This window comes from Allokutzneria sp. A3M-2-11 16 (genome assembly GCF_024213555.1).
Lineage (GTDB): Bacteria > Actinomycetota > Actinomycetes > Mycobacteriales > Pseudonocardiaceae > Allokutzneria.
Genome location: NZ_JANAVO010000021.1, coordinates 1 through 26,127, shown reverse-complemented (window position 1 = coordinate 26,127; position 26,127 = coordinate 1). Strand labels below are relative to the sequence as shown.

20 protein-coding genes are annotated in these 26,127 nt (G+C 69.4%); 8 read left to right on the top strand and 12 right to left on the bottom strand.

Going from position 1 to position 26,127, the window contains the following annotated elements:
* Nucleotides 1–53 precede the first annotated feature (53 nt).
* Complete coding sequence (locus NLX83_RS37810) at nucleotides 54–3,014, top strand: AfsR/SARP family transcriptional regulator (RefSeq protein WP_254240093.1); 2,961 nt, start codon at nucleotides 54–56, stop codon at nucleotides 3,012–3,014.
* A gap of 351 nt (nucleotides 3,015–3,365) precedes the next feature.
* On the opposite strand, the gene NLX83_RS37805 is transcribed toward NLX83_RS37810, so the two are convergent.
* A complete protein-coding gene (locus NLX83_RS37805) occupies nucleotides 3,366–5,369 on the bottom strand; it encodes a glycoside hydrolase family 97 protein (protein ID WP_254240092.1) in 2,004 nt (667 codons plus the stop codon).
* Nucleotides 5,370–5,460: 91 nt separating this feature from the next.
* On the opposite strand from NLX83_RS37805, the gene NLX83_RS37800 reads away from it, so the two are divergent.
* On the top strand, nucleotides 5,461–6,345 hold the full coding sequence (locus NLX83_RS37800) for an endonuclease/exonuclease/phosphatase family protein (protein WP_254240091.1): 885 nt from the start codon (nucleotides 5,461–5,463) through the stop codon (nucleotides 6,343–6,345).
* Nucleotide 6,346: 1 nt separating this feature from the next.
* Here the strand turns inward: NLX83_RS37800 and NLX83_RS37795 are convergent, their stop codons facing one another.
* Entirely contained in the window at nucleotides 6,347–7,756 is a 1,410-nt protein-coding gene (locus NLX83_RS37795) for an alpha/beta hydrolase (RefSeq protein WP_254240090.1), read from the bottom strand.
* A 103-nt stretch (nucleotides 7,757–7,859) separates the two neighbouring features.
* Complete coding sequence (locus tag NLX83_RS37790) at nucleotides 7,860–9,176, bottom strand: FAD-dependent oxidoreductase (protein ID WP_254240089.1); 1,317 nt, start codon at nucleotides 9,174–9,176, stop codon at nucleotides 7,860–7,862.
* A 257-nt stretch (nucleotides 9,177–9,433) separates the two neighbouring features.
* Here NLX83_RS37790 and NLX83_RS37785 point away from each other — a divergent pair, with 257 nt between their 5' ends.
* Nucleotides 9,434–10,534 carry a sialidase family protein gene (locus NLX83_RS37785; protein ID WP_254240088.1) on the top strand — a complete coding sequence of 367 codons (1,101 nt, stop codon included), beginning with the start codon at nucleotides 9,434–9,436 and terminating at the stop codon, nucleotides 10,532–10,534.
* A gap of 19 nt (nucleotides 10,535–10,553) precedes the next feature.
* Here the strand turns inward: NLX83_RS37785 and NLX83_RS37780 are convergent, their stop codons facing one another.
* Entirely contained in the window at nucleotides 10,554–11,135 is a 582-nt protein-coding gene (locus NLX83_RS37780) for a TetR/AcrR family transcriptional regulator (protein WP_254240087.1), read from the bottom strand.
* A 98-nt stretch (nucleotides 11,136–11,233) separates the two neighbouring features.
* Here NLX83_RS37780 and NLX83_RS37775 point away from each other — a divergent pair, with 98 nt between their 5' ends.
* The 3 genes from NLX83_RS37775 to NLX83_RS37765 all read left to right on the top strand — a co-directional run bounded on the left by NLX83_RS37775 (nucleotide 11,234) and on the right by NLX83_RS37765 (nucleotide 12,790).
* Nucleotides 11,234–11,647, top strand: coding sequence for a DUF6463 family protein (locus tag NLX83_RS37775; protein WP_254240086.1), 414 nt, complete (start codon nucleotides 11,234–11,236; stop codon nucleotides 11,645–11,647).
* A 4-nt stretch (nucleotides 11,648–11,651) separates the two neighbouring features.
* The gene (locus NLX83_RS37770) at nucleotides 11,652–12,155 is read left to right on the top strand and encodes a pyridoxamine 5'-phosphate oxidase family protein (protein ID WP_254240085.1); all 504 of its coding nucleotides are present in this window, start codon (nucleotides 11,652–11,654) and stop codon (nucleotides 12,153–12,155) included.
* A gap of 74 nt (nucleotides 12,156–12,229) precedes the next feature.
* Complete coding sequence (locus tag NLX83_RS37765; RefSeq protein WP_254240084.1) at nucleotides 12,230–12,790, top strand: putative immunity protein; 561 nt, start codon at nucleotides 12,230–12,232, stop codon at nucleotides 12,788–12,790.
* Here NLX83_RS37765 and NLX83_RS37760 read toward each other — a convergent pair.
* From NLX83_RS37760 to NLX83_RS37750, 3 genes are all read right to left on the bottom strand, one after another.
* Complete coding sequence (locus tag NLX83_RS37760) at nucleotides 12,787–13,821, bottom strand: HNH endonuclease signature motif containing protein (RefSeq protein WP_254240083.1); 1,035 nt, start codon at nucleotides 13,819–13,821, stop codon at nucleotides 12,787–12,789. The genes NLX83_RS37765 and NLX83_RS37760 overlap by 4 nt on opposite strands.
* A gap of 389 nt (nucleotides 13,822–14,210) precedes the next feature.
* Nucleotides 14,211–17,474, bottom strand: a complete 3,264-nt coding sequence (locus NLX83_RS37755) for a glycosyl hydrolase (RefSeq protein WP_254240082.1) — start codon at nucleotides 17,472–17,474, stop codon at nucleotides 14,211–14,213.
* Between the two features lie 100 nt (nucleotides 17,475–17,574).
* A complete protein-coding gene (locus NLX83_RS37750) occupies nucleotides 17,575–18,984 on the bottom strand; it encodes a glutamine synthetase family protein (protein WP_254240081.1) in 1,410 nt (469 codons plus the stop codon).
* 189 nt (nucleotides 18,985–19,173) lie between these two features.
* Here NLX83_RS37750 and NLX83_RS37745 point away from each other — a divergent pair, with 189 nt between their 5' ends.
* The gene (locus tag NLX83_RS37745; protein WP_254240080.1) at nucleotides 19,174–20,508 is read left to right on the top strand and encodes an ArgE/DapE family deacylase; all 1,335 of its coding nucleotides are present in this window, start codon (nucleotides 19,174–19,176) and stop codon (nucleotides 20,506–20,508) included.
* A 140-nt stretch (nucleotides 20,509–20,648) separates the two neighbouring features.
* On the opposite strand, the gene NLX83_RS37740 is transcribed toward NLX83_RS37745, so the two are convergent.
* Nucleotides 20,649–21,779: an amidohydrolase family protein gene (locus tag NLX83_RS37740; protein ID WP_254240079.1), complete on the bottom strand. Its 1,131-nt coding sequence runs from the start codon at nucleotides 21,777–21,779 to the stop codon at nucleotides 20,649–20,651.
* A 21-nt stretch (nucleotides 21,780–21,800) separates the two neighbouring features.
* The gene (locus NLX83_RS37735) at nucleotides 21,801–22,985 is read right to left on the bottom strand and encodes a cytochrome P450 (protein ID WP_254240078.1); all 1,185 of its coding nucleotides are present in this window, start codon (nucleotides 22,983–22,985) and stop codon (nucleotides 21,801–21,803) included.
* A gap of 240 nt (nucleotides 22,986–23,225) precedes the next feature.
* Between NLX83_RS37735 and NLX83_RS37730 the strand changes: the two genes are divergently transcribed.
* Nucleotides 23,226–23,555, top strand: coding sequence for a helix-turn-helix domain-containing protein (locus NLX83_RS37730; RefSeq protein WP_254240077.1), 330 nt, complete (start codon nucleotides 23,226–23,228; stop codon nucleotides 23,553–23,555).
* A gap of 12 nt (nucleotides 23,556–23,567) precedes the next feature.
* Here NLX83_RS37730 and NLX83_RS37725 read toward each other — a convergent pair whose 3' ends face one another.
* From NLX83_RS37725 to NLX83_RS37715, 3 genes are all read right to left on the bottom strand, one after another.
* On the bottom strand, nucleotides 23,568–24,158 hold the full coding sequence (locus NLX83_RS37725; protein WP_254240076.1) for a ClpP family protease: 591 nt from the start codon (nucleotides 24,156–24,158) through the stop codon (nucleotides 23,568–23,570).
* Complete coding sequence (locus NLX83_RS37720) at nucleotides 24,155–24,781, bottom strand: ClpP family protease (RefSeq protein ID WP_254240075.1); 627 nt, start codon at nucleotides 24,779–24,781, stop codon at nucleotides 24,155–24,157. The genes NLX83_RS37725 and NLX83_RS37720 overlap by 4 nt, the downstream gene beginning before the upstream one ends.
* 321 nt (nucleotides 24,782–25,102) lie before the next feature.
* A complete protein-coding gene (locus tag NLX83_RS37715; protein ID WP_254240074.1) occupies nucleotides 25,103–25,933 on the bottom strand; it encodes an SdrD B-like domain-containing protein in 831 nt (276 codons plus the stop codon).
* Between the last annotated feature and the right edge of the window lie 194 nt (nucleotides 25,934–26,127).

Genomic DNA, 26,127 nt, shown 5'->3' with positions numbered 1-26,127 from the left:
CTGATGTTCACTTTATAGCACCGCCCGGTGTGGTGATCAAGTAGGCTGCGCACATGGACGCGGGGTTCGAGTTCCGGCTGCTCGGTCCTTTCGAGGCGCGGTGCGGTGACCGCCGCCTCGCCGTCCCGGCCGGCAAGCTCCGCACCGTCCTCGCCGCGCTCCTGCTGACCCCGGGGACGGTCGTCACCCCGGAGCGGTTCGCGCACTGGCTCGGCGACGACCTGGACCGCAAGGGCTGGACGGCCCGCATGCAGAGCTACGTCTGGCGGCTGCGCGAGATCCTGGCGCCGCACCCCGGCGGGCGCGAGCTGGTCCGGACCCTCGCCGGGGGCTACCTGCTCGACGTCGATCCGTCCACAGTGGACTACTACCGGTTCCGGGAGCTGGTCCGTTCGACCGAGGCCGTCGAGCCCGCCGCCGCCGTGCCCGCGCTCACCGAGGCGTTGGCGTTGTGGCGGGGACCGGCGCTGACCGGGATCAGCTCATCCGCGTTGCACGAGGAGATCGGCGCGGTGCTCGACGAGGACCGGCTTTCCGCCCTGGAGCGGCGGATCGAGGGCGAGCTGGTCCTGGGCGGGCACGCGGCCCTCGTCGGCGAGCTCCAGTCGCTGGTGCACCGGTACCCGCTGCGCGAGGGCCTGTGGCGTTCGCTGATGCTGGCGTTGCACGGAAGCGGCAGGCAGGCCGAGGCGTTGGCGGCCTACGAGCGGGTGCGGAGCCATCTCGTGGAGACGCTGGGCATCGATCCCAGTCCCGCGCTCCGCGGTGTGCACCGGCTGGTCCTCGGTGCGGACGGTGCCCCGGCCGCCGAGGAGGCCAGTGCGCGTGAGCTGGCGGAGAGCCTGGCCGAGCACGCGGCGACGGCTCCGTGGGTGAGCGCGTGCGCGCTGCCGCCGGACGTGGTGAACCTGGTGGGCCGCGAGAAGGAGCTCGACGAGATCGCGGAGTGGCTGACCGCCGATTCCTTGGCGGGCCCGGGTGTCGCGGTGGTCCACGGCCTGTCCGGGATCGGCAAGAGCGCGATCGCGGTGCGCCTGGCCCACCGGCTCCGCGACCGCTTTCCGGACGGGCAGCACTGGCTGCGGCTGGGGGCGACGGCGGAGGTGCCGCAGCAGGCGTTCGCGGCCATGGGCGATCTCCTCTACGCCACCGGGGTCAGGGCGAAGTCGATCCCCAGCGCGCCGGGAGCCCGTGAGTCGGCCTATCGCACCCGGCTGAACGGAAGGCGGCTGCTGGTCGTGCTCGACGACGCCACCGACGCCGGGCAGGTGGACGCGGTGATCACCGGCTCCGAGCGATGTGCCTTCGTGGTGACCGGGAAACAGGCGCTGCGCTCGTTGTCCGGGCGGGTCCGCAACTTCCGGGTCGAGGAGCTGAGCCACGAGCACGGCTTCGACCTGCTCGTGCGCATGATCGGCGCCGGTCGCGTTGGCGAGGAGGAGGACGCCGTCCACGAGATCGTCGACCACTGCGGCGGGCATCCGTTGGCGCTGCGGGTGATCGCGGCCAGGATCGGCGCGCTCCCCGGGCGGCGGATCGGGTCGGTCGTGCCGCGGCTGCGCGACGCCCGCAGGCGGCTCGACCAGTTCGTCACGCCGGACCAGCAGGTCCGGTCGAGCTTCGCGCTCGGCTACGCCTCGATGCCGGAGTGGTTGCAGCGCACATTCCGCGGGTTGAGCCTGCTCGGCGAGCACACGTTCGCCTCGTGGGTGGCCGGTCTGCTCGCCGGTGACGATGACGGTGACCGCGTCGTCGCCGAGCTCGTCGACCGCGGGATGCTCACGCCGGGCGGGCTCGACGAGACCGGTGAACCGCGCTACCAGCTGCACAGCCTGCTGGCCCTCTACGCCGAGGAGCAGGCCGTCGCTCACCCCGACGAGCGTCACGCCGCGGTGCGCCGCCTCGTCGACGGCTACCTCGTGTTCAGCGAGAAGGCCAACGCGGAGTCGGTCGTGCTCATCGCGGAAATGGTCAGCCACCCGGGGCTGCCGAAGATCTCCGCCGAGGAGGTGGAAGGGATCACGGCGGACGCCCAGGGGTGGTTCCGCGCGGAGCGGCACAACCTGGCCGGGCTCGCGGTGCACGCGGCTCGGGCCGGATTTTCCAGTGATGCCAAGCTCTTGGTCGACCGGATCTCCTCCACCGAGGAGAACGACGGGAACTGGCGGCGGCTCGTCGAGCTCTACGCGACCGTGCGGGACGCGGCGCGGGAGCACGGTGACGAGAGCGCCGCCCTGCGCGCCGAGGTCGCGCGGATCAACATGGCCACGACCGGCGGGGACGTGGCTCAGCTGATCGCCGACTACACGGAATGCCTTCCCGCGCTGGAGAAATCGCCGTTCGTCGCCGAGCACGCCCAGTCCCTGGCGAACCTGGCCGTCTGCCACCGCGAACAGAACAACCAAGCCGGGGCGAGGGAAGCCGCCGAGCGCGCCGTGGACCTCGCGAGGACAGCGCCGAACGGGCTTGTCCTGGCCTACTGTCTCCGCGTGCTCGGCGGGGTCATGAGCCAGTTCGGTGACTACGAGAAGGCCCTCGTCCTTTTCGAGAGCGCGCTCGACACCGCCGCGAAGAACGCCGTCAACGACGTCAGCAACAGGATCGGCGAGGCGACCATCCGCTTCGGCGTGGCGGCCAGCGCGGTGCGTCACGGCGATCTGCCGCGAGCGCAAGCCGAAGCGGAGACCGTCCTGACGTTGCTCGCCGGATCCAACCGCCACCTGACCATGGGCCACGCCGCGATGATGTTGTCCCGCTTGCACTCCGGGAAGGAGAACTGGGCGGAGGCCCGGACGTGGGCGGCCCGCGCCGTGCGCGTCCTGGTGGCCATGGGCGACGAACGCGGGCAAGCCCACGCCCGGCACCACCTGGCGACGGTGCTCGCCGCCCAGGAGCAGTACGACAGCGCGATCGCCGAACTCCGCGTCGCGCTGCCGATCATGGAGAAGGCGAACCTCGCCGCACGCGAGGAGGCAGCGAACTTGTTGGCACGCATATCCGACTCACGGTCCTAGCCCCCTCCTGCAAGCCCCCCGCACTCCGCGCACCAAGTAAACTCCGTCCCATGCACTCCACGCGCCCGTCCACCCCAACCCCCGCGGGCGCCGTCTAGAGAACCCCGTTTCGTACTCATAACGGGAAAAAGAGCGCTCCAAAATCCCGACAAGAGTACGAAACGGGATTTTGGGCTGCCCAGCTGATGTTTCGGGGGAGAGCACGAGGGGGCGTTGCGGGCGTTGGTGGCCACTTGAAGGTCGCGGCCTAGACCCTGTCCTGCACGCCTTCCCCGGCCACCCACGCCCGCCGCGTTTTCCCGTTTCGTACTCATAGCGGGATTTGGAGCGCTCTAATACACGGAACTGAACTCACTCACGCCGGAAGCGGATCGCGGTGCCGCCACCGGCGACGAGCCGCAGGGTCAAGACGCTGGAGGACCGCACGGTCTTGGTCTCGACGTCGATGGGCAGCGGATTGTGCTGCCAGCTGGTGTCCGCGGCGTCGCGGTAGATCTCGGCGCTGTACCGCCCCGAGCCCAGGAACCGCAGCGGCACCCGCAGCGTCCGGTCCTGCTCGTCGGTGATCGCGCCGAGGTACCAGACGTCGCCCTTCCGGCGCGCGGCGACCGCGTGGTCACCGATCACGCAGTCCAGGAACCGCGTCTCGTCCCAGCTGGCTGGCATGTCCTTGAGGTAGGCGAATCCGGGGTGGGAACGGTAGTTCTCCGGAGTGTCGGCCAGCATCTGCAACGGGCTGAAGAACACCGAGTACAGCGCGAGCTGCGCCGCTGAGGTCGTCTGCACCCGGGTACCGAGCCGAGCCGGGTCCCAGGTCACGTTGAGCACGCCGGGGGTGTAGTCGGCCGGACCGCCCATGAACCTGGTGAACGGCAGGATCGTGGCCTGCTCCGGCGGGTTCCCGAGCGGCCCCATGTAGTGGTGCTGCTCCATCCCGGCGACGCCCTCGCCGGTCATCAGGTTCGGGTAGGTGCGCGCCAGCCCGGTCGGTTTGATCGCCTCGTGCGCGATGATCATGATCCGGTGCCGGGCCGCGGCGTCGACCACCCGCTGGTAGTGCCGCACGGCCTCCTGGTCGAAGTGGCTGCGGTTCGCCCCGCCCAGCTCGAACCTGATGGCGTAGCCGGTCTTGATCGCGTGGATGCCGAGTTGGGCGTAGCGCGCGAAGATCGTGTCCAGGTGCTGCTCGTAGTAGTCGACGAAGCCGCGGGTCTCGTTGTGCGCGGTGAACCCGATGTCGTTGGCGCGCGCGTAGCGCAACACCTCGGCCAGGTCGAAATCAGGTTGGGGTGTAAGGAAGTCCTGGCCGCTCCACTGACCGCCCGCGTTGGTGTTCCACCCCTCGGCGAGCACGTGGCGCGCGCCCGCCTCCTTGGCGAGGTCGATGTACTGCTTGGCGCGCTCGGTGGTCGCCCCGTGCCGCGGCCCCGCGGTCCAGGTCGTGTGCCGTCGTTGCAGCTCCCACCACACGCCGACGTACGTGCCCGGGGTGATCCACGACGTGTCGGCGAGCGCGCACGGCTCGTTCAGGTTCTCGATCAGATGTGATTCCGCGAGATCACCTGGGCGGTCGCCGATGGTCAGCGTGCGCCACGGCGTGGAGAACTCGCCCGACAGCCGGGCCTTCGTGCCATCGGGGAGGCTGATCAGCTCGCTCGCGAAGGTGCCGGGGCGGGTGGCTGCCAGCGTCATGCTCGGGTAGTCGATCAACGCGGCTTCGTGCACCACGACGTGCTGACCGTCCGAAGTGGCCAGGGTGAGCGGGGTCTGCGCGGTGCGCACGTCGGACAGGGGCGCCTGCCGGTAGTGCCGCTCGTCGGCGTTCCAGTCGGTTCCCGCCGCCAGTGACCAGCTCGTGGCGGTCGGCGGCAACGCGAACTCCGTGCGCTCGGCCGTGACGGTGTACGCGTCGAGCCCGGCCTGTGCGGGCAGGTGGTAGCGGAAACCGACACCGTCGTCGAAGACGCGGACGACCAGGTTCAGCCGCAACCCGCTCGACGGCTGCACGGTCCGCAGCACGCACTCCCTGGCGTGGTTGCGCACGAGCGCGTCGGAGCCCCACACCGGGCGCCACGTCTCGTCGATCGTCCTGCGCTCAACGGATTCCACGACAAGACCGCTGGTCAGCGACGGCCGTCCGGCCAGGTCGAGCCCGAGCCCGGAGGAGGCCACCAGGACGCGGCCGCGGCGCTTGACCTCGTAGCGGAGGCGTCCGTTCACCACCCTGACCGCCACCCGCAGCAAGCTGTTCGGCGAGCGGACGGTGACGTGGCCGGACGTCGCGGCGACAGTGGTGGCGAGGACGGCACCGAGGGCGGTGCCCAGAACAGCGCGGCGGTTCGGTTTGCCGACCACTCCACCCTCCATCAAGGGTCTTGGATGGACCCGGCCCATCCTGTCGCCGATCATGGCCACGCGGCAAGAGCCGAGCGGAGCGGAGGAGCCCATGTCCCGAGTGCTGAGGCAGCTGGCGTTGGTCTGTGCGGCGCTGATCGGCCTGAGTCCCGTCGCGCAGGCGTCGGCCGGTCCGGTGATCGGCCCGGCCCGCGGCGACGCGCTGCACGTCATGTCGTTCAACCTGCGCTACGCCTCGACCACCGAGCCGAACTCGTGGGCCGCCCGGCGCCCGGTCCTGGCGGAGCTGTTGCGCCGCGAGCAACCGACCGTGCTCGGCACCCAGGAGGGGTTGTACGGGCAGCTCAAGGACATCCAGCACGACCTGTCGCGGCACTACGACTGGATCGGCGTCGGCCGGGCCGGGGGCAGCCGCGACGAGTTCATGGCGATCTACTACGACACGCGGCGGCTGGAGCCGCTGGAGTTCGACCACTACTGGCTCTCCGACACGCCGAACGTGATCGGCTCGAAGTCCTGGGGCAACAACGTGATCCGCATGGTCACGTGGGTCCGGTTCGCCGACAAGCGCACCGGCACCGAGTTCGTCGTGGTCAACACCCACTTCGACCACGAGTCGGAGAACTCCCGCCAGCGCAGCGCCGAGCTCGTGCGGGACCGGATCAACGCGCTCGCCCCCGGCCTCCCCGTGGTGCTCACCGGCGACTTCAACACCGCAGCCCCGGGCACCCCGACCTACGACATCCTGATGAACGGCGCGGGCATGACCGACACCTGGCCCGCCGCGACCGAACGCCGCACCCCGCTGCACGGCACCTTCCACGGCTACCGCCCGCTGGTGCCCAACGGTTCGCGCATCGACTGGATCCTCACCCGAGGCGCGAAGTCCGTTGCGGCGGCGGCGATCAACACCTATTCGCGAAGCGGCCAGTTCCCCTCCGACCACCTGCCCGTCCAGGCGTTGGTGACGCTGTGAATCACGCGGGACACGTGGTGCCGCGCGCCGGGACGGCCCTGTCGACGAAGTACCGGTCGACCAGGCTCTGCATGCACTCGCTGCGCCGATAGGCACCGTGACCCGCGCCCTCGTAGGTCACCAGCACCGCGCTGCGCAGCTGAGAAGCCACGCTGACCGCGGACTCGTGCGGGGTCGACGGGTCGTGCCTGGAGTTGGTCACCAGGATCGGCGGGGCGTCCGGCGCGTGCGTCCGGTGGTTCGGGTTGGTCGTCTTGCCAGGCCAGTCCAGGCACAACGTCGTCGGGCCGTAAGCACCCCGGCCGACGTCCGGCGCGACCGCCGCGGCCCGCCCGCGCGCGGCGGTCAGCTGCTGGAAGGACCTGATGCCGTATTCGTTGTCGGCGCAGGAGATCGCGATGGCCAGCGGGGAGATCGCGGGCGGGGGAGAGTCGGCCGGAGCGGGGCCGGGTTTGCCGATACCGGCCAGGGAAGCGATTCGCTGCGCGGTCACGTTCCTGCGCGGGATCGACAGCGGCGTGATGATGCTGTGGATCAGCCTGTCCGGCTCGACCTTGGTGGTGGTGCCGGGCTCGACGAGGGTTCCCTTCGCGGCCTTGTCCCGCAGTTCGGCGAGCATGGCTCGGACGTCGCGGCCGTGCAGTGCGCACTCGGTTTCGCGGGCGCACCACGCGACGAACTCGTTGAAGGAGTCCTGTGCCCCGCGAGCCGAGACGACCAAGTCCTGTTCGGTGTTCGTGCTGTGGTCGACGTTGGCGTCCAAGACCATCGTGCGGATGCGCTTCGGGAACAGCTCCGCGTACATCTGGCCGAGAACCGTTCCGTAGGACAGGCCGTAGAGGTTGATCGTCGCTTCGCCGAGCGCCTCGCGCAGCGCGTCGACGTCCCGGGCCATGTCCGTGCTGGCGATGTGGTCGAACAGCGGCCCCGTGCGGGCGCGGCAGTCGTTGCCGAGCACGGCGTTCGCGGCTCGGCGCGCGTCGAAACCCGCCTGGTCCCACGGAGTGCGCTGATCGGCGAAGAGCTTTCCGTCGCACACCACCGGATGACTGCGCCGCACACCCCGTGGGTCGAGGCTGACCACGTCGAACCTCGCCGCGATCTCGGCGGTGAACATCATGGAGAACTGCTGGTCCTGTGCGATCGCGTCGACCCCGGAGCTCCCGGGGCCCGCTGGCGCGTAGACGAGCACGCCGACGCGCCGCGCCGGATCGGCGGCCTTCCGTCGCACCACGGCAATGTCCACTGTGGACTCTTTCCGTTTCGTCCAGTCGACGGGAACGGTCAGCGTGGTGCACTCGGCTGCGGCGTTTTCCGCGCAGGGAAGCCAAGGCAGCGACTGCGGGTTCGTCGTGGCGGCGCAGCCCGCGGCGACCGTGCTCGCGGCCAGCAGCAGCGCGGTGAGTTTCATCGGCACAGGATCGTGTCTACCGGGCGGGTCGGCTCGCGGACTCCTCCTTCAGGCCGGAGTCACCGCCCTATCGGATGACCCTGGTGTTCGACCACGTCCGGCTCTACGGACGAACTCGCAGTGCCTTGATCATGACCGACGGCGCGAACAAGGTCGCCGGAGGCGCGAGCAGGTGCTGGACCTTCCAGAACGCGCGCCGTACCCGGACATCGGAGTTCGCGGCGATCTGGAGCCGCCGGGAGTAGGCGTTGAGCAGGTCGACGCCGAACGGCCGCGGGCCGGACGTCTCCGGGTAGCCGAAGTCGGCCCCCACGGCGAAGCTCCACGGCACCGCGATGATCTTCGCCGCCGCGCGGTAGTAGTCGCGCGCCAAGTCCGCCGACACGCCGCTGTGGCGGTTCAGTGCGCGACCGAGCGCGAGCGCTTCCATTGCCGCGCAAGTGATTCCCTGGCCGTACACGGGATTGAAGCTGCACATCGTGTCGCCCATCGCGAGGTAGCCCGCGGGCAGCTCGCGCACCCGGTGGAACTGCCGCCAGCGACTGGACGGGAACTGGTGGGGGACGATGTCGGTGAGCGGTTCCGCGTCGGCGATGAGATCGGCCACGCCGGGATGCGGCAGCTCGCGCGCGAAGCGGAGGAAGCCGTCGTCGTCGGTGGGCGCCGTGTCGCCGTGCCAGCCGCCGAGCGTGACGATCCACCGGTCGTCCTCGATCGGCAGGACGCTGGCCGCCCGCGTCTGCTCCGGCGGAGCGGGCAGGACGGCCAGGCCCAGTGCGTCATCGGCCAGGTCGCCGGGCTTGCGGCGGTAGAGCCGGGTCGCGTAGCTGACGCCGATCTTCACGTCGAGCGCGGTGGGACCCGGCAGGCCGAGCGGGGCCAGCCAGCGGTCGGACCGGCTGCCGCGCCCCGAGCAGTCCACGACGAGGTCGGCGGGCAGGACCTCGCCGTCGTCGAGGGTCACCCCGGTGACGCGGTGGCCTTCGTTGGTCACTCCGGCGACCGAGACCTCATCGCGCAAAGTGACGTTCGGCAGCGCGCTGACCCGCCGCCGCAGCGTCAGCTCCAGCAGCGGTCTGCTCATCGACACCAGGTGCAGCCCGAGCGGCTCCGGCGGCCACGTCACGCCGTACCGGTGGAAGGCGAGGCGGGCTCCGGCGTCGAACGGCGTCGCGCCCGCCCGCACCAGCTCGTCGTGCAGGCCGGGGAAGAGCTCTTCGAGGTCGCGCTGACCGGCCGCCAGCAGCACGTGGGCGTGGTAGGACTGCCCGGCCCCGCGCCTGGGCGAAGCGGTGCCGGGCAGGCTGTCGCGATCGAGGATCACCACGCGCTCGAACCGGTCGGCGAGCACCCGGCCCGCGCTGAGCCCGGCGATTCCCGCGCCGATGACGACGGCGGCCGAACCCATGGTCATTCGCATGCGGCCGGACTGTAGGAGCGACGCCACCTGATTCGCGATCACGGCGCCCGCCACTCGAACACCGGACGGGCTCCCGGGCGCACTCGAACGAACGTGAAGTTGTTTACCGGAAGCGGTGTTCCCGGCTAAACTGAGCGCCCCTGTAATCCCTGTTAACCAGGGTGGATGTTCGGTTTCCCTGCCGTAGCATGCTGATCATCCGGAGGTTCGAGATGTTACGTCGATTATTGGCGTTGACCTCGGTTTTGGCTTTATTGATGACAACGAACGCGGTGGCCACCGCCTCGTCTCCCGAGTCGACTGGGGACGTTGGCGCGCAGGCCACCGGGAAGCTTCTGCGTGACGGCACCGGGCTCTATCCGCGTGCCATTCGGCTGAGCAACGGAACGATCGTCGCCAGCGTTGTCGACTTCGATGCCCGCGGTGGTGTCGGGGTCATCTACCACAGCACCGACAACGGGGCGAATTTCCGCCAGGTCGGCGCGATCCACGACCAGGCCGCCTCCGGTGGCCTGTGCTGCACGAGCCTGTTCGAACTGCCCCACCAGATCGGCACCATGCCCGCGGGGACGCTGCTGTGGGCCGCCTCGATCGGCCAGAACGCGCCCAACCGGCGGATGACCATCAGCCTGTGGCGCAGCCCCGACCGCGGTGTCTCCTGGTCGTACCTCTCGGTGTGCCGCGTGGCGCACAACACCGGCGGGCTCTGGGAGCCGGAGCTGTCGGTGAACGCGGCGGGCGAGCTGGTGTGCCACTACTCCGACGAGACCCGGCAGCCCCAGTTCAGCCAGCTCCTGGTCGAGACCTACTCCAGGGACGGCATCCACTGGGGGACCATCTACAACACCGTCGCGTCGCGGACCCCCGGCCACCGGCCGGGCATGCCGGTCGTGCGCCGGTTGAACAACGGGACCTGGTACATGTCGTACGAGATCTGCGGCACCGGGAACCAATTCGACTGCGCGGCGTACTACCGCACTTCCCGTGATGGCGGGAACTGGGGTGATCCGGCCCTTCTCGGCACGATGGTCAGAAGCCGCACGAATCAGTACTTCACCCACGCGCCGACGATAGCCGCGGTCGGCGGGCGGCTGGTGATGGTCGGCCAGCAGCTCCGCGAGGCCAATGGCGCCATATCCGGCGGAAGCGGGCGCACCGTCATGGTGAACGACCAGGGCGGGGGTGGCGGGTGGAACTCCATCGGTTCCCCGGTGGCCGTTCCCTCGCCGCCCAACAATTACTGTCCCAACTACAGCTCCGCATTGCTGCCGTCCGTGGACGGCAGGAGTCTGCTCGAAATAGCGACAGACTATGACCGCAATGTGTGCAAGCCCTATTACGCCACTGGGCCCATGTAGGGATCGGCCGGTACCGCCGTCATCGGCGGTACCGGCTTTCGGGTTTCCCTCCGCCGCTGAGGAGGAGGGCGCTGGCCCTGGCCTTGACCTCGTCGCGGGTGCGGCCGGGGTGGTCGGCGGCGAGGAAGTGGTTGCCGATGGCCATGCAGAAGGCGAGCAGGCTGCGGGCCTCCACCTCGTCCGGGTCGGCGCAGAAGGTGCCGATCGCGTCGCGGAGCAGCTGCATGCGCCGGTTGTCCACGCGGCGGAGCCGGTCGGCGACCTGCGGGTCACGGCGGGCCCAGTCGCGGACAGCCAGGTCGATGGGGAGCAGGCGGTCACCGGTGAAGGTGAGCTGCCCGGCCAGCCTGACCTTGTCCAGCGCGTCGCCGCCCTCGTGCTCGATCCGGTCGAGGACGGTGTCGACGCTCTCCCGCTCCCAGGTGTCCAGCATTTCGGCCAGCAGTTCGCCGCGGTCGGCGAAGTAGCCGTAGAACCCGCCCTTCGTCACGCCGAGCGCCTTCGCCAGGGCTTCGACGCGCACGGCGTCCACCCCGCCGGTGGCCAGTGCCCGCAGGCCCTCCTCGACCCACTTCTCGCGTGGTGTGCGCAATGCGCCCATGCCGTGGCCCACCTCACCCTTCCGCCGGTTGTACGGACCCGTATAACGGGTTTAGCCTCACCTTGTACGCCAGCGTATAACGCCGAGGGGGAACTGACATGATCAAGTGGGCCGGTTGGCTGATGGTGCTGCTCTCGGCCGGGCACCTGCTCAGCGGTCTGGTGCTGACGGCGCCCGAGCACGCGGGCGCGTGGTTCACCGGGGCGTTGTGGGGTGAGGACCTCTCCGCGATGAGCCCGGCCAACGGAGCGTTCTGGCTGACCTTGGGTGGTTTCGGGGTGTCGCAGATCCTGCTCGGGGCCATGGTGCTGTGGCTGGACCGCCGGGGGATCACGCCGCCGCAGTTCATCCCGTGGACGCTGTTGGTGATGTCGTTGGTCGGCGCCGTCATCTGGCAGCCCGCGCCGTGGCCGGTCGACTGGCTCTCCATCGGCCTGCTGCTGGTGGGCATCCGCCGCGCGCGTCGGGCCGAAACCATGACACAAGGTGTCAGTGTTGGCGGGGGAGCATGACCGCATGCGCGAAACGCCGGAAGACCTCAAGGAGCTCCAGGCTCTCCTCGACGCCTCGCTCGCCCGCTCCACCTCGCACCTCCGCTCGATCATCACCGCCGAGAGCACGCTGACCGCCGAGCGGCTCACCGGGATCTTGACGGGCATGTGCACTCTCGCTCTGTCCACCGTGACCGCGAAGGGGGAGCCGCGGATCAGCGGTGTCGATGGGCATTTCCTGCGCGGCAAGTGGCATTTCGGCACCGCGCGTACCGCCGCCAAGGCTCGCCACCTGAGCGCGCGCCCCGCTGTCAGTGCCGCCCACATGCGGGGTGAGGAGCTAGGCGTGTTCACGCACGGCACCGCCGAGGTCCTCAATCCCGAAGGCGGCGAGCAGTCCGCTGACTGGCCGGAGCTGCTCGCGTACTTGAAGGACTTCTACGGCGAGGATGGCTTCGACTGGGAGAAGGACGTCGTCTACTTCCGCCTGCACCCGCACTGGATGACCGTCTACGCCACCCAGGTTTGAGGGTTTCCACGGCACCGTCCTGTAGTTGGCGCGGAGAAGTATCAACCGATTCTTCAACGATACTGTTCAACTCTATGACTGCTGCCGACGAGAACTTCACGATCGAGCTCAGCATGGAGGAGCTGCGCGAGGTCACGCGCTTCTCCGTGGCCTGCGCCGAGCCCGCGCTGACGATCTTCGAACGCACGTGCCCTTCGGACCCGCGCCCGCGAGCCGCGATCGACGCCGCCCGCGCCTTCGCGGACGGAGCCAAGCGGTCCAAGGTGATCCGCGATGCCGCATGGGCCGCGCAACGCGCATATCAGGTGACTCGCGATGCGGGTCAGTCCGCCGCGAGCGACGCCGCGCGTGCCGCTGTAGCCGCCGCCAGTGCCGCGTATCTGCATCCGCTGGCCAAGGCCACTCAGATGCTGCACATCCTCGGCGCCGCTGCCCACGCCGCGCGCGCGTTCGAACTCGATGCCGGTGACGATCGTGCTGTGGGCGCTGACCACATCGGGAAGACACTCATTCTGGCCAGTCCCGTTGTGGTGGGCGTCCTGTTGCGATTCCCCGCCGCTCCGAACGGTCGCGGCCGAGTCGGAGAACTGGTGCGGACCCTGGACGTGTCGTTGCGCCGGTCGACCACCGCTTAGAACGGCGCCGGTTCGCCGATGGGTTCGACTTCGCTCTCGTAGGTCTTGCCCTCCGGCGTGATCCAGACATGGCGTCCGTCGTCAAGGTTGTGGCATTGCCAGCTGGTTTCGTGCTTCATGCGGTGGTGCCTGCGGCATTTCGGCCGGAGGTTGTCGACGGTGGTGTTGGTGCCGTCGAAGGGGCAGCAGTGGTCGAGGTCGCAGCGGTGGACGGGTTGTCGGCATCCGATCATCGTGCAGTGCGGGTACCGGGCGGCGATGAGTTCTCGCTGCTTCGCGGTGGGCCGGTAGGTGGTGACATCCTCCGCGATTCCGGTGGCGGGGTCGGTGAGGATGCGCTTCCAGATCCCTCCTGCGGCGACATCCCGGGCGATGTTGATCGGCAGGGGTCCGTGACCTTGCAGGATGGCGGGGTCGTCGTCCATGCCGATGAGTGAGCTGATGGCCATGGTGAGGTTGACCGTCACCTGACCCTGTGGGGCACCGGTTTCCTTGCCCAGCAACAGGTCCAGGGCTACATCGACGCGTTTCTGGTCCAGGGTACGGCCGTCCTTCGGTAGGCCGCGTGCGATGGCGTCGATGTGGTCGAAGGCCAACGCGGTGTCCAGGGCGGGCAAGATCAGCCGGAGTGATGCGATGCCGTCATCAAGGTTGGTCTTCTCCACCTTGCGCTGCTCACGTTTCTCCTGATGACGGTGTTCGGCGGCCTTCGGGTCGAGCCGGTCGATGTAGCGGCGGGCGTACTGGCGTGTCGCGGAGTAGGCGTTCTTCTCCGCGTGCGCCAACAACGCCTGCTCGGCGGTGGCGGCCTGCACGGCGGAGAGGGGCTGAAGGAGTTCGACGATCATCAACGCTTTGCCCTCGTCCACGCGGCCTTCGGCCAGCGCCTGCAACACCACGGGACGAGCGGTCAAATCGGAGGCTTTCGCCAGCAGTCGGGATGCTTTCTCCTTCGAGATCCGCAACAACGGCATCAACAACTCCTCGGCATACTCACGCTCAGCGGGCCGGAGCTGAGCGACGTACTCCATCAACGCCACCAGAAATGCAACAACCGCAGTACCGATACCGGTGAACGTTGACTTGACTTTCGCATCTGTCACATCGAGGGCCATGTCTCCATTTTATCGCACAATAATAGTGGATCATGGCTCTACAGGGTGAATTGCCAGGCGCCCGAAAAGCCCGAAACGCAACCCCAGTGAAACAGCGAGCCGCGAACGAGAATGGGTCGGCTTTACCTGGGGTGCGCGTGCCATACGCTTGTCGCGAGGGCCGGGGTTTCATCCCGTGCCCCCGTGAGGCCCAAGGGCACGCGCAAGGGGCCCCCAGGTCAAGCCGACCCCGCCGCTGGTACCGACGCGAGCTGGAAGCCCAGCCAACTCCGCTGGAAGCCCAGCCCACGCAAGCTGGAAGCCCATCACGCCAAAGGAACATCCACAACCCGATAAGGCCGCAAGAACACAGGCCCCAACAGCCCAGACAAAACAACCTGCCCCCGCACATTAGCCCCAGTATTAGTAACCCGAACACGCACCTCATTCCACCCCCGACGCAACACGTCAGTCACCTCAAAAGAATAAGGCGCCCAAAGCCGAGCCCCAACCGCAACGCCATTCACCACGACCTCAGCCACCTCGTGAACCCTGCCAAGATCCAGCACCCATCGCCCGTCCGACACATCGAAAGCCCGCGAGTACCAGCCAGATCCGGAGTAAGCGCTGTCCACATCCGTCCACGACCCCAACGGCCGAGTAAGAGTCGGCGCGCCAGGCCGATCGAAGCGGAATCGCCAGTCACCGCCGAGCGGAACCGCGGTCAATGCATCGGACACGCTCAGCGAGCCCCGATACCGGCGTCGGCCATCGGTGGCGACGACGGTGACCAATCCGGGGTCGGACACCCGCACATGAGCTCTCGCGCCGTGCGCGTCGATGCGCACGCGTTCCACGGGGGCCGACGCGGACACGGCATGCGCGACATTGCGTCCGGGCTTGAAGACCACGAGCAGCGTCGCTTTCGGCTCGATCCGCATCGACACCTCGGTGCCCCCGGGAAAGGTGTCCCACACGCCCGCGGGCGTTGCGGCGCCGGTGTCGGGGTCCCAGATCTCCGGAGCACCAGTCGCCGGGAACGAAGCGGTGACCTCCGTGACGGCATCGCGTTCGTTCATCACCACGAATGCACTTTCGCCGTCTCGTTCCAGGCGGAGCACGCGAACCTGTTGCAGCGCAGGCTGAAGCACCGCCGCAGCGCCACCGGCCGCAACCACGGCCCGAGCCGCCGAAACGGGATCGGGCACGCGGACGGCCGACAGCTGGTCCAGCGCTCGACGCAAGCCGACATGATCACCGCCTGCCTCCATGGTCGGCAGATCGCCGATCACGACAACTGTTCCGCCGCCGCGGACGAACTGGATCAGCGTGTGCACGGAGCCGACAGCGAGCATGGGCGTCCGCGGCACCACGACGATCCGGTACTCCTGTCGCCCCACCGCCAAACGGCCTCCGCGAGGTCGTGCGTGCACTCGCAGCGCGGGGTCCGCGTCGAGCGCGCCCTCGTCGAGGAAGTCGAAGTCGACCTGAACGTCTTCGAGCGAGTGCGCGGCCGCGATGAGCGCGGTGTCGATCCCGGCCAGGTCGGAGGTGCCTTGGTAGGACTCGGCGGCGCGTTGCGGCTGGAGCAGCGCGGTCCGCGCCGGAGCCGACGCGCGGCACGCCTCCATCAACCGCCCGATCCACTCGTTGAGCGGCGAGGACACGTTCCACCACGGATTGACCGGTTGGAACGGCGGCGGGTAGACGATCTTGTCGGAGTCGGTGAAGGCCGCGTGCAGCATGGTGTGGTTGATCCCGCGCACCGCGAACGCGCCGATGACCTCGCGGGTCAGCGCCGGGGTGGCCGCCCAGCCGGTCGCCCCCATCGCCTCCAGGTAGACGCGCTCCAGCCCGAGTTGGTGCGCGGTGCTGGCGGGCCACCGCGACAGGACGCGGTGGAAGCCGCGCTGGTACTGGTCGAAGACGAGGTCGGTGCCGGGCACCTGCGTCCACTGGTTGGCCGTGTTGAGGTTGCCGGTGCCCTGGATCTGTTTGCCCGGCCCGAACTCGTCCCACATGGGGTTGGAGACGAACTCGATCCCGTTGCGCGCCATCCACTCGCCCTGGCCCCGGTAGTACGCGGACGCGTGGCGGTTGGAGACCGCGCGCCAGAACGCTCCGCGCAGCCGCAGGCCCTCCGGCCCGAGGTCGTCGTGCACGGCGGTCAGCGCTATGCCCGGTTTCACCTTGAGCCGGGCCAGTTCGGCGTCCAGCGAGGGGGACCAGGGCGCGGTGCCCGAAGGACCGTAGTCCCGGGTGGAGGCGAAATACGGCTCGTCGTCGGCGAAACCCCGCAGGACCGTGCCGACGGCCCACGGGAACCGGCGCAGGTACTCGCCGGGCACGACGTCGAGGAACCGCGCGACCGCCGTGTCGTCGAGCACGTCGAGGTAACCGCGTCCGGCGCCGGAGGCGGCGGTGAGCTGACGGACGGTGAACAGGTCCAGCCGCCAGTTCCCGGCCGGTGCGTTCCACGTGCCGTTGCCGCGGGCGATCTCGGTCAGGTCGATGATCGAACCGGGATCGGAGCTGCCAACCGGCCGAGCCGACGCGGCGGCCAGCGGTACGGAAGTCGTTGGCAGATCAAAGGAATCGAGCGCGGCCGAGGTGTCGAAGCGTTCCGTGTAGAGCACCTGCCCGCCCGGGTCGAGAACGGTCAGGCTGTCCCACGACGACTTCTGCGTGGCGACCGCGCGCACTCCGACGCGGCCCGCCGTGTGCGTGCCGTCATCGGCCGGGGGCTGAGCGATTCCGTCCACCGAGACGGTGATCCGCGCTCCGCGTACTCCGACGCGCAGCTCGTGGTAGGCCGCAGGATCGAACCCGCCGACCGGTTTTCCCGAGCGCACAAGGGTGTAGGTGTCGCCGTGCAGCCGCCAGATGTCCACGGCGCCATCGGTGCGCAGATCCGCCAGGAGGCCGTGCGCCTCGTCAGCCGCGCGCACGATCAAGCCCGCCGTGTGGCGGTTCACGCGCACCCGCGCGACGACGTCGTAGTCCTGCCACTGCGCCCCCGCGCGGAGCAACGTGACGCCGTTCCGGACGGCGGCGTCGACCTCAAGCTTCCCGTCCCACACCGAAAGTCCGCGTGCCGCCACCTTCACCGGCGCGCCACCGGTGACCATCGTGGGCTGGTGGCCGATGCCCTTCATGCCCAGCTCGGGCCGCGGCGGGTAGACGCGGTTGCCCACCCTGCCGCCGTTGACGACGAACCCACCGCCACGTCCGCTGGGGAAGTAGTCGTCATTGAACAGCCACAGGCGCATCCCGTGGCGTTGCGCCTCGCGCAGGGTGAACTCGATGAGCGCGAACCACTCCTCGGAGAAGAAGGCGGGCTGCAAAGCCTTGGTCTCAAAGGGAAACACCAGCACCTCGTGCACGCCCTTGCTACGGATGTCCGCGAGCTGGGCGGTCACGAGGTCCTTCGTGACGGTGCCGTTCCAGAACCACAGCAGGCTGGGTCGGCTGTCGGGCCGCGGAGCGGGGAACCCCGTGCTCGGCGCCGCCCCGCCGAACGCGGGCGACACTGCAGCCAGCGCGCTGAGCGCGAGCACCGCTCGCCGGGACACCAAGTGGACCGGGTTCATCGCCCCTCCGAATGCCGGTTTGAAACGATTCAAACGGCGAGGCTAGGGTGCGGACGCCCGACCCGTCAAAAGGTTCGAGTGCGCTGACTATTGATCATGGTCAGTACCGCAGCCGAAACTCCGGAATGAGTTCGGCGTGGTCGCGCCTGCCGTAGGTTTCCCATTCCCGGCGCCGCACCGTGACGAATGCGTGGTGCAGTTCCGGCCCGAGCGCTTTCACCGCCATCTCGCTCCTGGCCAGCAGGTCGGTGGCCTTGCCGAGATCCGAAGGCAGGCGCGCGATACCGGCCTTCGCCCGCTCCGCCTTGGACAGCGTGTGCGGATCGCGCTGCACCGGCCTCGGCAGCTCGGCGCGCCGGTCGAGGCCGTCGAGCGCGGCCGAGAGCAGGACCCCCAGCGCCAGGTAGGGATTGGCGGACCCGTCGAGCGTCTTGATCTCGACGTTGGCCGAGGAGGCCCGGGACGAGACGGTTCCCGGCACCAGGCGCAGCGCCGCCTCGCGGTTCTCCACGCCCCAGCAGGCGTAGGCGCCCGCCCACTTCTGCGGCTGGAGGCGGGCGTAGCTCAGCACGCTCGGCGCGAGGACCGCCAGCACCTCGGGCAGGGCGTGGAGCATCCCGGCGACCATGGCCGCGCCGTCGCCGGAGAGCCCGCCGACCGCATCGTCACCGCCCTGCATCAGGTTGACCCCGTCGCGCCACGCGCTGAGGTGGAGGTGGCAGCCGTTGCCCAGCGCGCCGGGGTGGACGCTCGGCGCGAAGCTGACGGCGAGGCCGTGCGCCCGCGCGACCTTGCGCGCCACGATCCGGCTCAGGGCCAGCTGATCGGCCGCCCCCACCGGATCGCGGGGAGCGCAGGAGAACTCGACCTGGCCCGGCGCGTACTCGGGGTGCAGCTGCTCGACCTCGATGCCGTGCCCGGCGAGCGCGTCCATCAGGTCGAGGGCGAACGGCTCGACCTCCAGCAGCGCCGAAGCGCTGTAGCCCGGCCCGTGGTGCCCGGGGTCGCCGTCCTCGCCCAGCAGCGACATCTCGACCTCGAACGCCGCCTTGAACTCGATGCCGAGCTCCCGGCCCCGCTCCACCGCCCCGCGCAGCATCGATCGCTGGCAGCACGGGGAGACGTCGAGTTCCTGGGTGTACTGGTCGGCGGGGACCCACACGAGCCGGGGGCCGCCGGTGATCCGGCTCAGTGCGTCGAAGTCCGGGAACAGGCGCAGATCACCGGCGGGTGTGTCGAACGGCGCGGACAGGGCGAAGCTGTCGTCGGCGCCCGCGACGGCCCACACGACCGAGAACCCGATCCCGCCGCGCAGGGCGCTCGCCAGCCGCTGCACCGGGACGACCTTCACCCGGGTGACGCCGCCGTTGTCGACGACGGTCAACGCGATCGCGCGTACGCCGTCGGCCCGGAGCCGCTCGATGAGCTCGGCGTTCGCGTCCGGATCGGCATGGAGCACCCGGTGGCGGAGTTCCACCGCGGTCCCGGCCGAGCCGTTGGTGATCTGCATGATCGAATTCTCCATGCGCGAGGCGGGTTGTCAATCGTGAAGAACATTTCTCTCAGTATGGAGGAAATCGTCTGATAAATACGGTTTTCGCGGCCGAATTGCGCATGCCGGTCATTCGGCGGACCGGTGAACGCGCTCCAAGATCGTCATGCGATCATCTACGCCCCCGGGAGCCGCGAGGAGCCACACATGAACGCTGGGCCGCCTACCGACGACGTCCGCGCACGCATCCTGGGCGCGGTCGACGCCCTCCGCGACGAGATGGTCACCTCGCTGCGGAGCCTCGTGCGGATTCCATCGGTCAACCCGAAGTACCCGGGCGTCGAGTACCGGGACCACGTCGGCAAGGAGGGCGAGGGGAGCGCGTTGCTCGCCGAGCTCTACCAGCGGGCGGGCGCCTCCGTCGACGTGTTCGCCGTCGAGCCGGGCCGCGAGAACGCGGTCGGCCGCCTCGGCGGCGGCAACGGCCGCTCGCTGATCTTCAACGGCCACGTCGACGTCGTCCCCGGGGGAGACCCGGCCGAGTGGCGCGTGGCACCGCCGTTCTCCGGCGAGGTCGTCGGCTCGCGGATGTACGGCCGGGGCACCACCGACCAGAAGTCCGGCCTCATCGGGCAGGCATACGCCGTCATCGCGCTGCGCCGCGCGGGCGTCCAGCTCGCCGGGGACCTGCTGCTGCAGTGCGCGGTCGGCGAGGAGACCGTGGACTACACCTGCGGTACCGGCGCGATCATCGAACGCGGCTACACCGCGGACGCGGCCGTGGTCTCCGAGCCGAGCGCGCCGCCGACGCCGGTGTCGCTGGCCGTCGTGAGCCCCGGGCTGCTGTGGTTCTCGGTCACCGTCGAAGGCATCAAGGTGCACTGCTCGATGCGCGGCGAGACGATCCACCCGCACCGGGCGGGCGCGGAGCTCGGGGTGAACGCGATCGACAAGGTCTTCACCATCTACCAGGCGTTGCGCGGCCTGGAGCAGGAGTGGGTGCAGACCCAGCGGCACGACCTGTTCTACGACGGGCACTTCTCGTTGCTGCCCGGCGTGATCCGCGGCGCGCCCGGCGACCTGGCGGTGCCCTTCGCGCTGTCGGACTCCGCGACGATCGAGTACACCGTCATGTACCACCCGCAGCGCGACGGCGAGGACGTGCGCGCGGAGATCGAGGGCGTCATCGACCGCGCCGCGGACTCGGACCCGTGGCTGCGCAAGCACCGCCCGGTCTGCGAGTGGAAGCTCCAGTGGGACCCGTACTCGATCGAGCCCGACGCGGACATCAACCAGGCGCTCGCCGCGGCCTACCGGCGGGCGGCGGTCGGCACGGGCTTCGCGCCGGAGCCGACCCTGACCGGGTTCTACGGCGGGTGCGACGCCACCGTCCTGAAGAAACTCGGCATCCCGTCCGTCGTCCTCGGCCCCGGTGACCTGCGCGTGGCCCACGGCAACGACGAGTACGTCGACCTCGACGAGATGTGGCTGGCGGCCCGCACCTACGCGCTGCTCGCCGCCGACTGGTGCGGCATCGCGTAAACTGGCCCCATGCGCCCCAACCGCCCCCAGACCCAACGTGAGGCGGCCTCAACCTAGAGATCTCCCGTTTCGTACTCTTAACGGGGAAGAGAGCGCTCCCAAATCCCGACAAGAGTACGAAACGGGAGTTCTTGGCGGTCTCAGCGCGGGTTGAGGCCGTACACGCGGCGGGCGTTACCCGCGAGCAGCAACTCTGAGTACCGTCTCGCGTCGGCCTCGCCGATCGCGTCGGCGGCGAGCCATTCGCCGAGGACGCGGGCCAGCGCGAGACGGTGCACTCGGGCTCCGACCAGGTAGAGCTCGGGCAGCCCGAACGCGTCGGTGGAGAACAGGACCTTGGTGAACGGGGCGATCTCCAACGACTGCCGCACGATCGCGGTCGCCGACGCGCCGGAGAACCCCGCTGCCAACCCGGTGTCGAGGTAGACGTGGGGGTAGACGTGGGCGAGGTAGCCCGCCTCGCGCACGAACGGGTAGTTGTGCAGCAGCATGATCGGCGTGCCGCTGCTGACCGTCGCCCTCAGGAACTCCGTCATCCGCGTCGGATCGCAGCGGTGCAGGACGATGTCCGAGTCACCGAAACCCACGTGCATCTGGATGGGACGACCGGCGTCGACCGCCGCCCACAGCAGCGCCCGCAGCACCACCGGATCGGTGAGCCGCGGTTCGCCGGAGCGCAGCCACTGGTCGACCGCCGAACGGATCTCGGGCTCGGTCGGGCGCGCCGGGTCGAAGTCGAGCCCGTACCGGTACGCCATGATCGACTTGACGCCGACCGCGGTGCGCAGCGCGGACTCCAGCTCGCCGCGGAAGGTCGCGGAGAACCCGCTCGCCGTGCAGCCGGAGCGCGCCAGCCGCTCGGCGAGTGATTCGAGCCGGACGATCTCGAACGCCTCGCCGCCGGAGTACCCGGCCAGCTCAGCGGGCGTCGTGATGTCGTCGCTGCCGTACCCGGTGTCGACGAGGTAGGTCGAGATGTTCGCCGCGGACAGCAGGCGCCGCGTCACCTCCCGCGGACCGAGTTCGGCGCGCGCACCGAGGTAGCTCGCGCCGTCGACGTGGCGCGGCAGGCCCAGCAGCGGCGCGCACTCCGCCCGGATCGCCACGCCGACCGGGCTGTCGAACGCGTCGGCGGTCTGGGGCAGGTCCGACTCGGTGGCCAGGCTCTGGAACCGGTCGGCGTCGATGGCGTCCTCGATGACTCCGTGGCAGTGGTGATCCACGGCGGAGATCGTGCTCAGCATGTCGATCAACGCGTCAGGCTTGTCCACCGCTCGACCTTACGCGCCCGCTCATTCCTTCCAGCGCAGCGGAAGCGTCCTGAGGCCGACCTGGAAGAAGGCCCGCCCGGTGACCACCGCGTCGTCGGGGACGTGGTACTCGGGGATCAGGCGATGCCACTCTTCGAGCGCGATGCGCAGCTGCTGGCGCGCCAGGTGCGCGCCGACGCAACGGTGCGTGCCCATGCCGAAGGCCACGTGCCGGTTGGGGCTGCGGTCGAGCACGACCTCGTCCGCGCGGTCGAACTCGGCCGGGTCCCGGTTGGCGGCGGGGGCGAGCAGCAGCACGGCGTCGCCCTTCCGCATCGGGCATCCCGCCACCTCGGCGTCGCGGGTCACCCGCCGGCCGTCGAGGATGATCGAGTAGTAGCGCAGCAGCTCCTCCACGGCGCTGGGGAGCAGGTCCGGGTTCGCGGTCACCCGTCGCCGGTCGGCGGGGTGGGTGGCCATGTGCCACAACGAGAAGGAGAGCACGGAGGTCACCGTGTCCTGGCCCGCGGCGAAGAGCGTGTACAGGACGTTGACGATCTCGTCCCCGGTCGGGGCCCGCCCGTCCACGTCCCAGGCGAACGCCCGGCTGATCAGGTCGTCACCGGGCTGCGCGGCGCGCTTCTCCACGAGTTCGGCGAGGTAGCCGACGATCTCGGCCTCCAGCGCGATCTGCTTCGCCTGGTAGTCCTCCTCGGTGACGTCGGGGTGCAGGAGACCGTTCTGCCAGCCCAGGAACCGGTCCAGCTCGGTGTCGGGCAGGCCGAGGGTGCCGAGGAAGACCAGGGTCGGCAGGGGAGCGGTGAACTCGGCGACGGCGTCGCAGGAACCCTTGGCGCGCAAGCGTTCGATCAGCTCGGTGCACCGCGATCGGATCAGCGGCGCCATGGCCTTGGCCCGGGAGCTGGAGTACTCCGACATCAGCGAGCGGCGCCAGGCGCCGTGCTCGGGCGGGTCCAGCATCATCGGGATCATGCGCGCCTCGGGCTCCGGCCCCGGGAACAGCGCCAGCAGGCCGGAGTTGGAGAACGTCGCGGTGTCGGCGTAGATCTCGCGGAGCTGCGCCATCCTGGTGAACACCCAGTGCCCGTCCTGGTAGGTGCTCCGGAAGACCGGGCATTCCTCTCGCGCCTCGTCGAAGCGCCGGTGGTGGCCGCCGGGTGGTTGTGACCAGTTCGGATAATCGAAGTATTTTTCGGGAACGGTCATGCGGAGAACGTATGAGCGGTTCTTATCCGACGTCCACCCTGCTGGTCCGACTGCGCCAGGGACCCTTTCCGGCACTCCGGAAATTTGATGCGTCTTGTCGTGGTTTGACGCGCGATCGGACTTCTTTGACGGCGGGGCCACGAGGCGTGCATGCCCAAACGGCCCCACCACAGCAGTCGAGTATTCCGCCGGGAGCGGAACCGCGGCGCGCGGATGCCGGACCGGTACCAGGATGACGGTATGGCGGACATCCTCCCTTTCGCTCAGAAGCACGCCCCCCAGCCGTTGTGGCGCGAGGCGCTCGGCCGGAGCCTGCGCGCGACCAGGGAGGAACAGGGCGGTCGCCTCGTCGACATCGCCGAGCGGGCAGGCATCTCGCCGCAGTACCTGTCGGAGATCGAGCGCGGTCGCAAGGAACCGTCGAGCGAGATGATCGCCGCGGTCACCGGCGCGCTGGGGGTCGAGCTGGACGAGCTGCTTGCCGGGATCGCGGTCGAGGTCCGACGGCGCCGCGGCACGCGTCCCGCAGTCGGGCGCCGTCCTGCGGGACTCGTGCTCATGGCCGCGTGAAACCGTTGGGGCTCAAGGTTTGTGGTCCAGAACGCGATCGGCGAGCCCGTAGGCGACGGCGCCCGCCGCGTCGAACACGCGGTCCCGGTCGGTGTCGTGGCGGAGGTCCGTGACATCGCGACCGGTGTGCGCCGAAAGGATCTCCTCCAGCTGCGTGCGCACCCGCACCACCTCGTCGGCTTGCAGGATGAGGTCCGGGATCGTGCCGCGGCCCTGTGCGGCGGGTTGGTGCAGCACGACCCGGGCGTGCGGCAGCACGGAGCGGAGTCCGGCCTCGCCCGCGGCCAGCAGCACCGCGCCGGCCGCGACCGCCTGGCCCACGCACGTCGTGGCCACCGGCGACTTGATGTGGTGCATGGTGTCGTACAGCGCGAGCATCGCGGACGGGTCACCGCCCTCGCAATTGATGTAGAGGTTGATCTCCTGGTCCGGGTTGTCCGACTCCAGGTGCAGCAGCTGGGCGATCAACGCGTTCGCCACGCCGGAGTCGATCGCGGTGCCCAGGTAGACGATGCGCCCCGCCAGCAGGTGCGAGTAGACGTCCATGATCCGTTCGCCGCGCGCGTCCCGCGTGATCACATTGGGGATGCTGTAGGTGCTCATGCGCGGGCTCCCGTCGTAGAGCGCAAGCCCAGTCCGTGCGCGCGCTGGGGCAGAACCTGGCCGAAGTCGTTCACGATGTGGTCGATGAAGCCGTACTCGCGCGCCTGCTCGGCGGTGAACCAGCGGTCGTGCAGCGAGTCGGTGAAGATCCGCTCGACCGGCTGACCGGTGTCCTCCGCGATGATCTTGAGCACCGTGTCCCTGGTGTGCCGCAGGTCGTCGGCCTGCACCTCCACCTCCACCGCGGAGCCGCCGATCCCCGCCGAACCCTGGTGCATCAGGATGCGCGCGTGCGGCAGCGCGAAACGCTTGCCCGGTGTGCCCGCGGACAGCAGGAACTGCCCCGCGCTGCACGCCAGCCCCAGCGCGAGCGTGGCCACCTCGCACGGCACGAGCCGCATCACGTCGCGGATGGCCAGCATCGCCGGGACCGAGCCGCCCGGCGAGTGGATCCACAACGCGATGTCCTTCCCGGGGTCCTCGCTCGCCAGGGACAGCAGCTGGGTGGCGAGCACCGTCCCGTTGTCGTCGTCGAGCGGGCCGTCGAGGACGAGGACCCGCTGGCTGAAGAACCGTTCTCGGAGCCGGTGGTCGAACAGCGGCCGCTTCTCGTTGTCCGTCATGCCCCGACCATGCCGCCGTCACGCCGCCGCCCGCCGGTTGTGCTGCTGTGAGCAGATCAGCCGTGGGCGGACCGCTCCCGCGCTAAGCCATCTCGGACAAGCCCCGCCCGCACTCCGCACACCAAGTAAACTCTGCCCGTGCACTCCACCCGCCCGTCCACCCCATCCCCGGCGCGCGTGGTCTAGAGAACCCCGTTTCGTACTCATAACGGGAAAAAGAGCGCTCTAAAAACCCGTTTTGAGTACGAAACGGGAGTTTGGGCTGCGGTGAGGATGTTTCGGGGGGCGTCACGATCGCTGGTGACCGCTTGCAGGACGCGGCTAGGGCTTCGGGACGGCGATCACACCGACGTCGAGCACCCGGTGCGCTCCGGGCTCGACCATGAAGATCTCGCTCTGCCCGTTGCGGTGCCAGAAATCCTCGGTGGTGGGCACGATGTCGGAGTCGACGGCGTCGCCTCCCGCGTTGGGCGTGGTGAACTTCCAGGAGGACTTGGACAGCTGCACCTCGGCCTGGAACCGCTTGGCGGCCAGCTCCTCCCAGTAGGTGCCGTCAACGGTGTTGGAGAAACCGTCCAGGTCCTCGTCGTCCACCGAGCGGAGGCTGAGGCCGATGCTGTTGACGGTGGGTTCACCCTGCTCGCGCACGCCGTTGGCGTTGAGGTCGTGCCAGATCCGCCCCTTGACGACGCCCGTGCCGACGAAGCGGATCGACTTCTCCGAGCGGTTGTTGCCGGTGATCGACTCCGGTGAGCTCGTCGTGACGGACGCGGTCGCGGAGACCGAGGTGCCGATCGGCGCCTGGTAGCTGACACCGGCGCTGAACCGGAAGTGGAACGGGGTCGCACCCGGCCGCAACGGCCCGATGTGCAGACAGGTCGCGGTCGCGCCCTGGCGCTCGCAGTTCCATTCCGACGACGTCTCGGTGCTGTTGACCTCCAGGTGCTGCGGCAACGCGAAGGTGAACCGGACGTTCTCCGCCGCCACCGCACCGATGTTGCGGACGTTGGCCGCCACCGAGGTCCCGCCGCCCGGCGCCAGGATGTTCCGCGGCGCGGAGACCTCGATGGTCACATCCGCCTCGGCTTCCTGAGCCACTGCTGTCCCCGTCGTCGCCAGTGCGAGCGACATGATCATCACGACGGCCTTCACCGTGTACCTCCGCGAGTTGGTGGAGGCTGATGCTAGGGAGCTGGGCTTCCAGCTCGCGTGGCTGGGCTTCCGGCTCGCGTGGCTGGGCTTCCAGCGGGGGGCGCTGGGCTTCCAGCCTGGGGTCGGCTTGACCTGGGGGCCCCTTGCGCGTGCCCTTGGGCCTCTCGGGGGCACGGGATGAAACCCCGGCCCTC

What these genes read in the sequence shown, in the direction of transcription:
- NLX83_RS37810 (WP_254240093.1), top strand. Translation starts at nt 54, where the DNA reads ATGGACGCGGGGTTCGAGTTCCGGCTGCTCGGTCCTTTCGAGGCGCGG.
- NLX83_RS37800 (WP_254240091.1), top strand. Translation starts at nt 5,461, where the DNA reads ATGTCCCGAGTGCTGAGGCAGCTGGCGTTGGTCTGTGCGGCGCTGATC.
- NLX83_RS37795 (WP_254240090.1), bottom strand. Translation starts at nt 7,756, where the DNA reads ATGAAACTCACCGCGCTGCTGCTGGCCGCGAGCACGGTCGCCGCGGGC.
- NLX83_RS37790 (WP_254240089.1), bottom strand. Translation starts at nt 9,176, where the DNA reads ATGCGAATGACCATGGGTTCGGCCGCCGTCGTCATCGGCGCGGGAATC.
- NLX83_RS37785 (WP_254240088.1), top strand. Translation starts at nt 9,434, where the DNA reads ATGACAACGAACGCGGTGGCCACCGCCTCGTCTCCCGAGTCGACTGGG.
- NLX83_RS37780 (WP_254240087.1), bottom strand. Translation starts at nt 11,135, where the DNA reads ATGGGCGCATTGCGCACACCACGCGAGAAGTGGGTCGAGGAGGGCCTG.
- NLX83_RS37775 (WP_254240086.1), top strand. Translation starts at nt 11,234, where the DNA reads ATGATCAAGTGGGCCGGTTGGCTGATGGTGCTGCTCTCGGCCGGGCAC.
- NLX83_RS37770 (WP_254240085.1), top strand. Translation starts at nt 11,652, where the DNA reads ATGCGCGAAACGCCGGAAGACCTCAAGGAGCTCCAGGCTCTCCTCGAC.
- NLX83_RS37765 (WP_254240084.1), top strand. Translation starts at nt 12,230, where the DNA reads ATGACTGCTGCCGACGAGAACTTCACGATCGAGCTCAGCATGGAGGAG.
- NLX83_RS37760 (WP_254240083.1), bottom strand. Translation starts at nt 13,821, where the DNA reads ATGGAGTACGTCGCTCAGCTCCGGCCCGCTGAGCGTGAGTATGCCGAG.
- NLX83_RS37755 (WP_254240082.1), bottom strand. Translation starts at nt 17,474, where the DNA reads ATGAACCCGGTCCACTTGGTGTCCCGGCGAGCGGTGCTCGCGCTCAGC.
- NLX83_RS37750 (WP_254240081.1), bottom strand. Translation starts at nt 18,984, where the DNA reads ATGCAGATCACCAACGGCTCGGCCGGGACCGCGGTGGAACTCCGCCAC.
- NLX83_RS37745 (WP_254240080.1), top strand. Translation starts at nt 19,174, where the DNA reads ATGAACGCTGGGCCGCCTACCGACGACGTCCGCGCACGCATCCTGGGC.
- NLX83_RS37735 (WP_254240078.1), bottom strand. Translation starts at nt 22,985, where the DNA reads ATGACCGTTCCCGAAAAATACTTCGATTATCCGAACTGGTCACAACCA.
- NLX83_RS37730 (WP_254240077.1), top strand. Translation starts at nt 23,226, where the DNA reads ATGGCGGACATCCTCCCTTTCGCTCAGAAGCACGCCCCCCAGCCGTTG.
- NLX83_RS37725 (WP_254240076.1), bottom strand. Translation starts at nt 24,158, where the DNA reads ATGAGCACCTACAGCATCCCCAATGTGATCACGCGGGACGCGCGCGGC.
- NLX83_RS37720 (WP_254240075.1), bottom strand. Translation starts at nt 24,781, where the DNA reads ATGACGGACAACGAGAAGCGGCCGCTGTTCGACCACCGGCTCCGAGAA.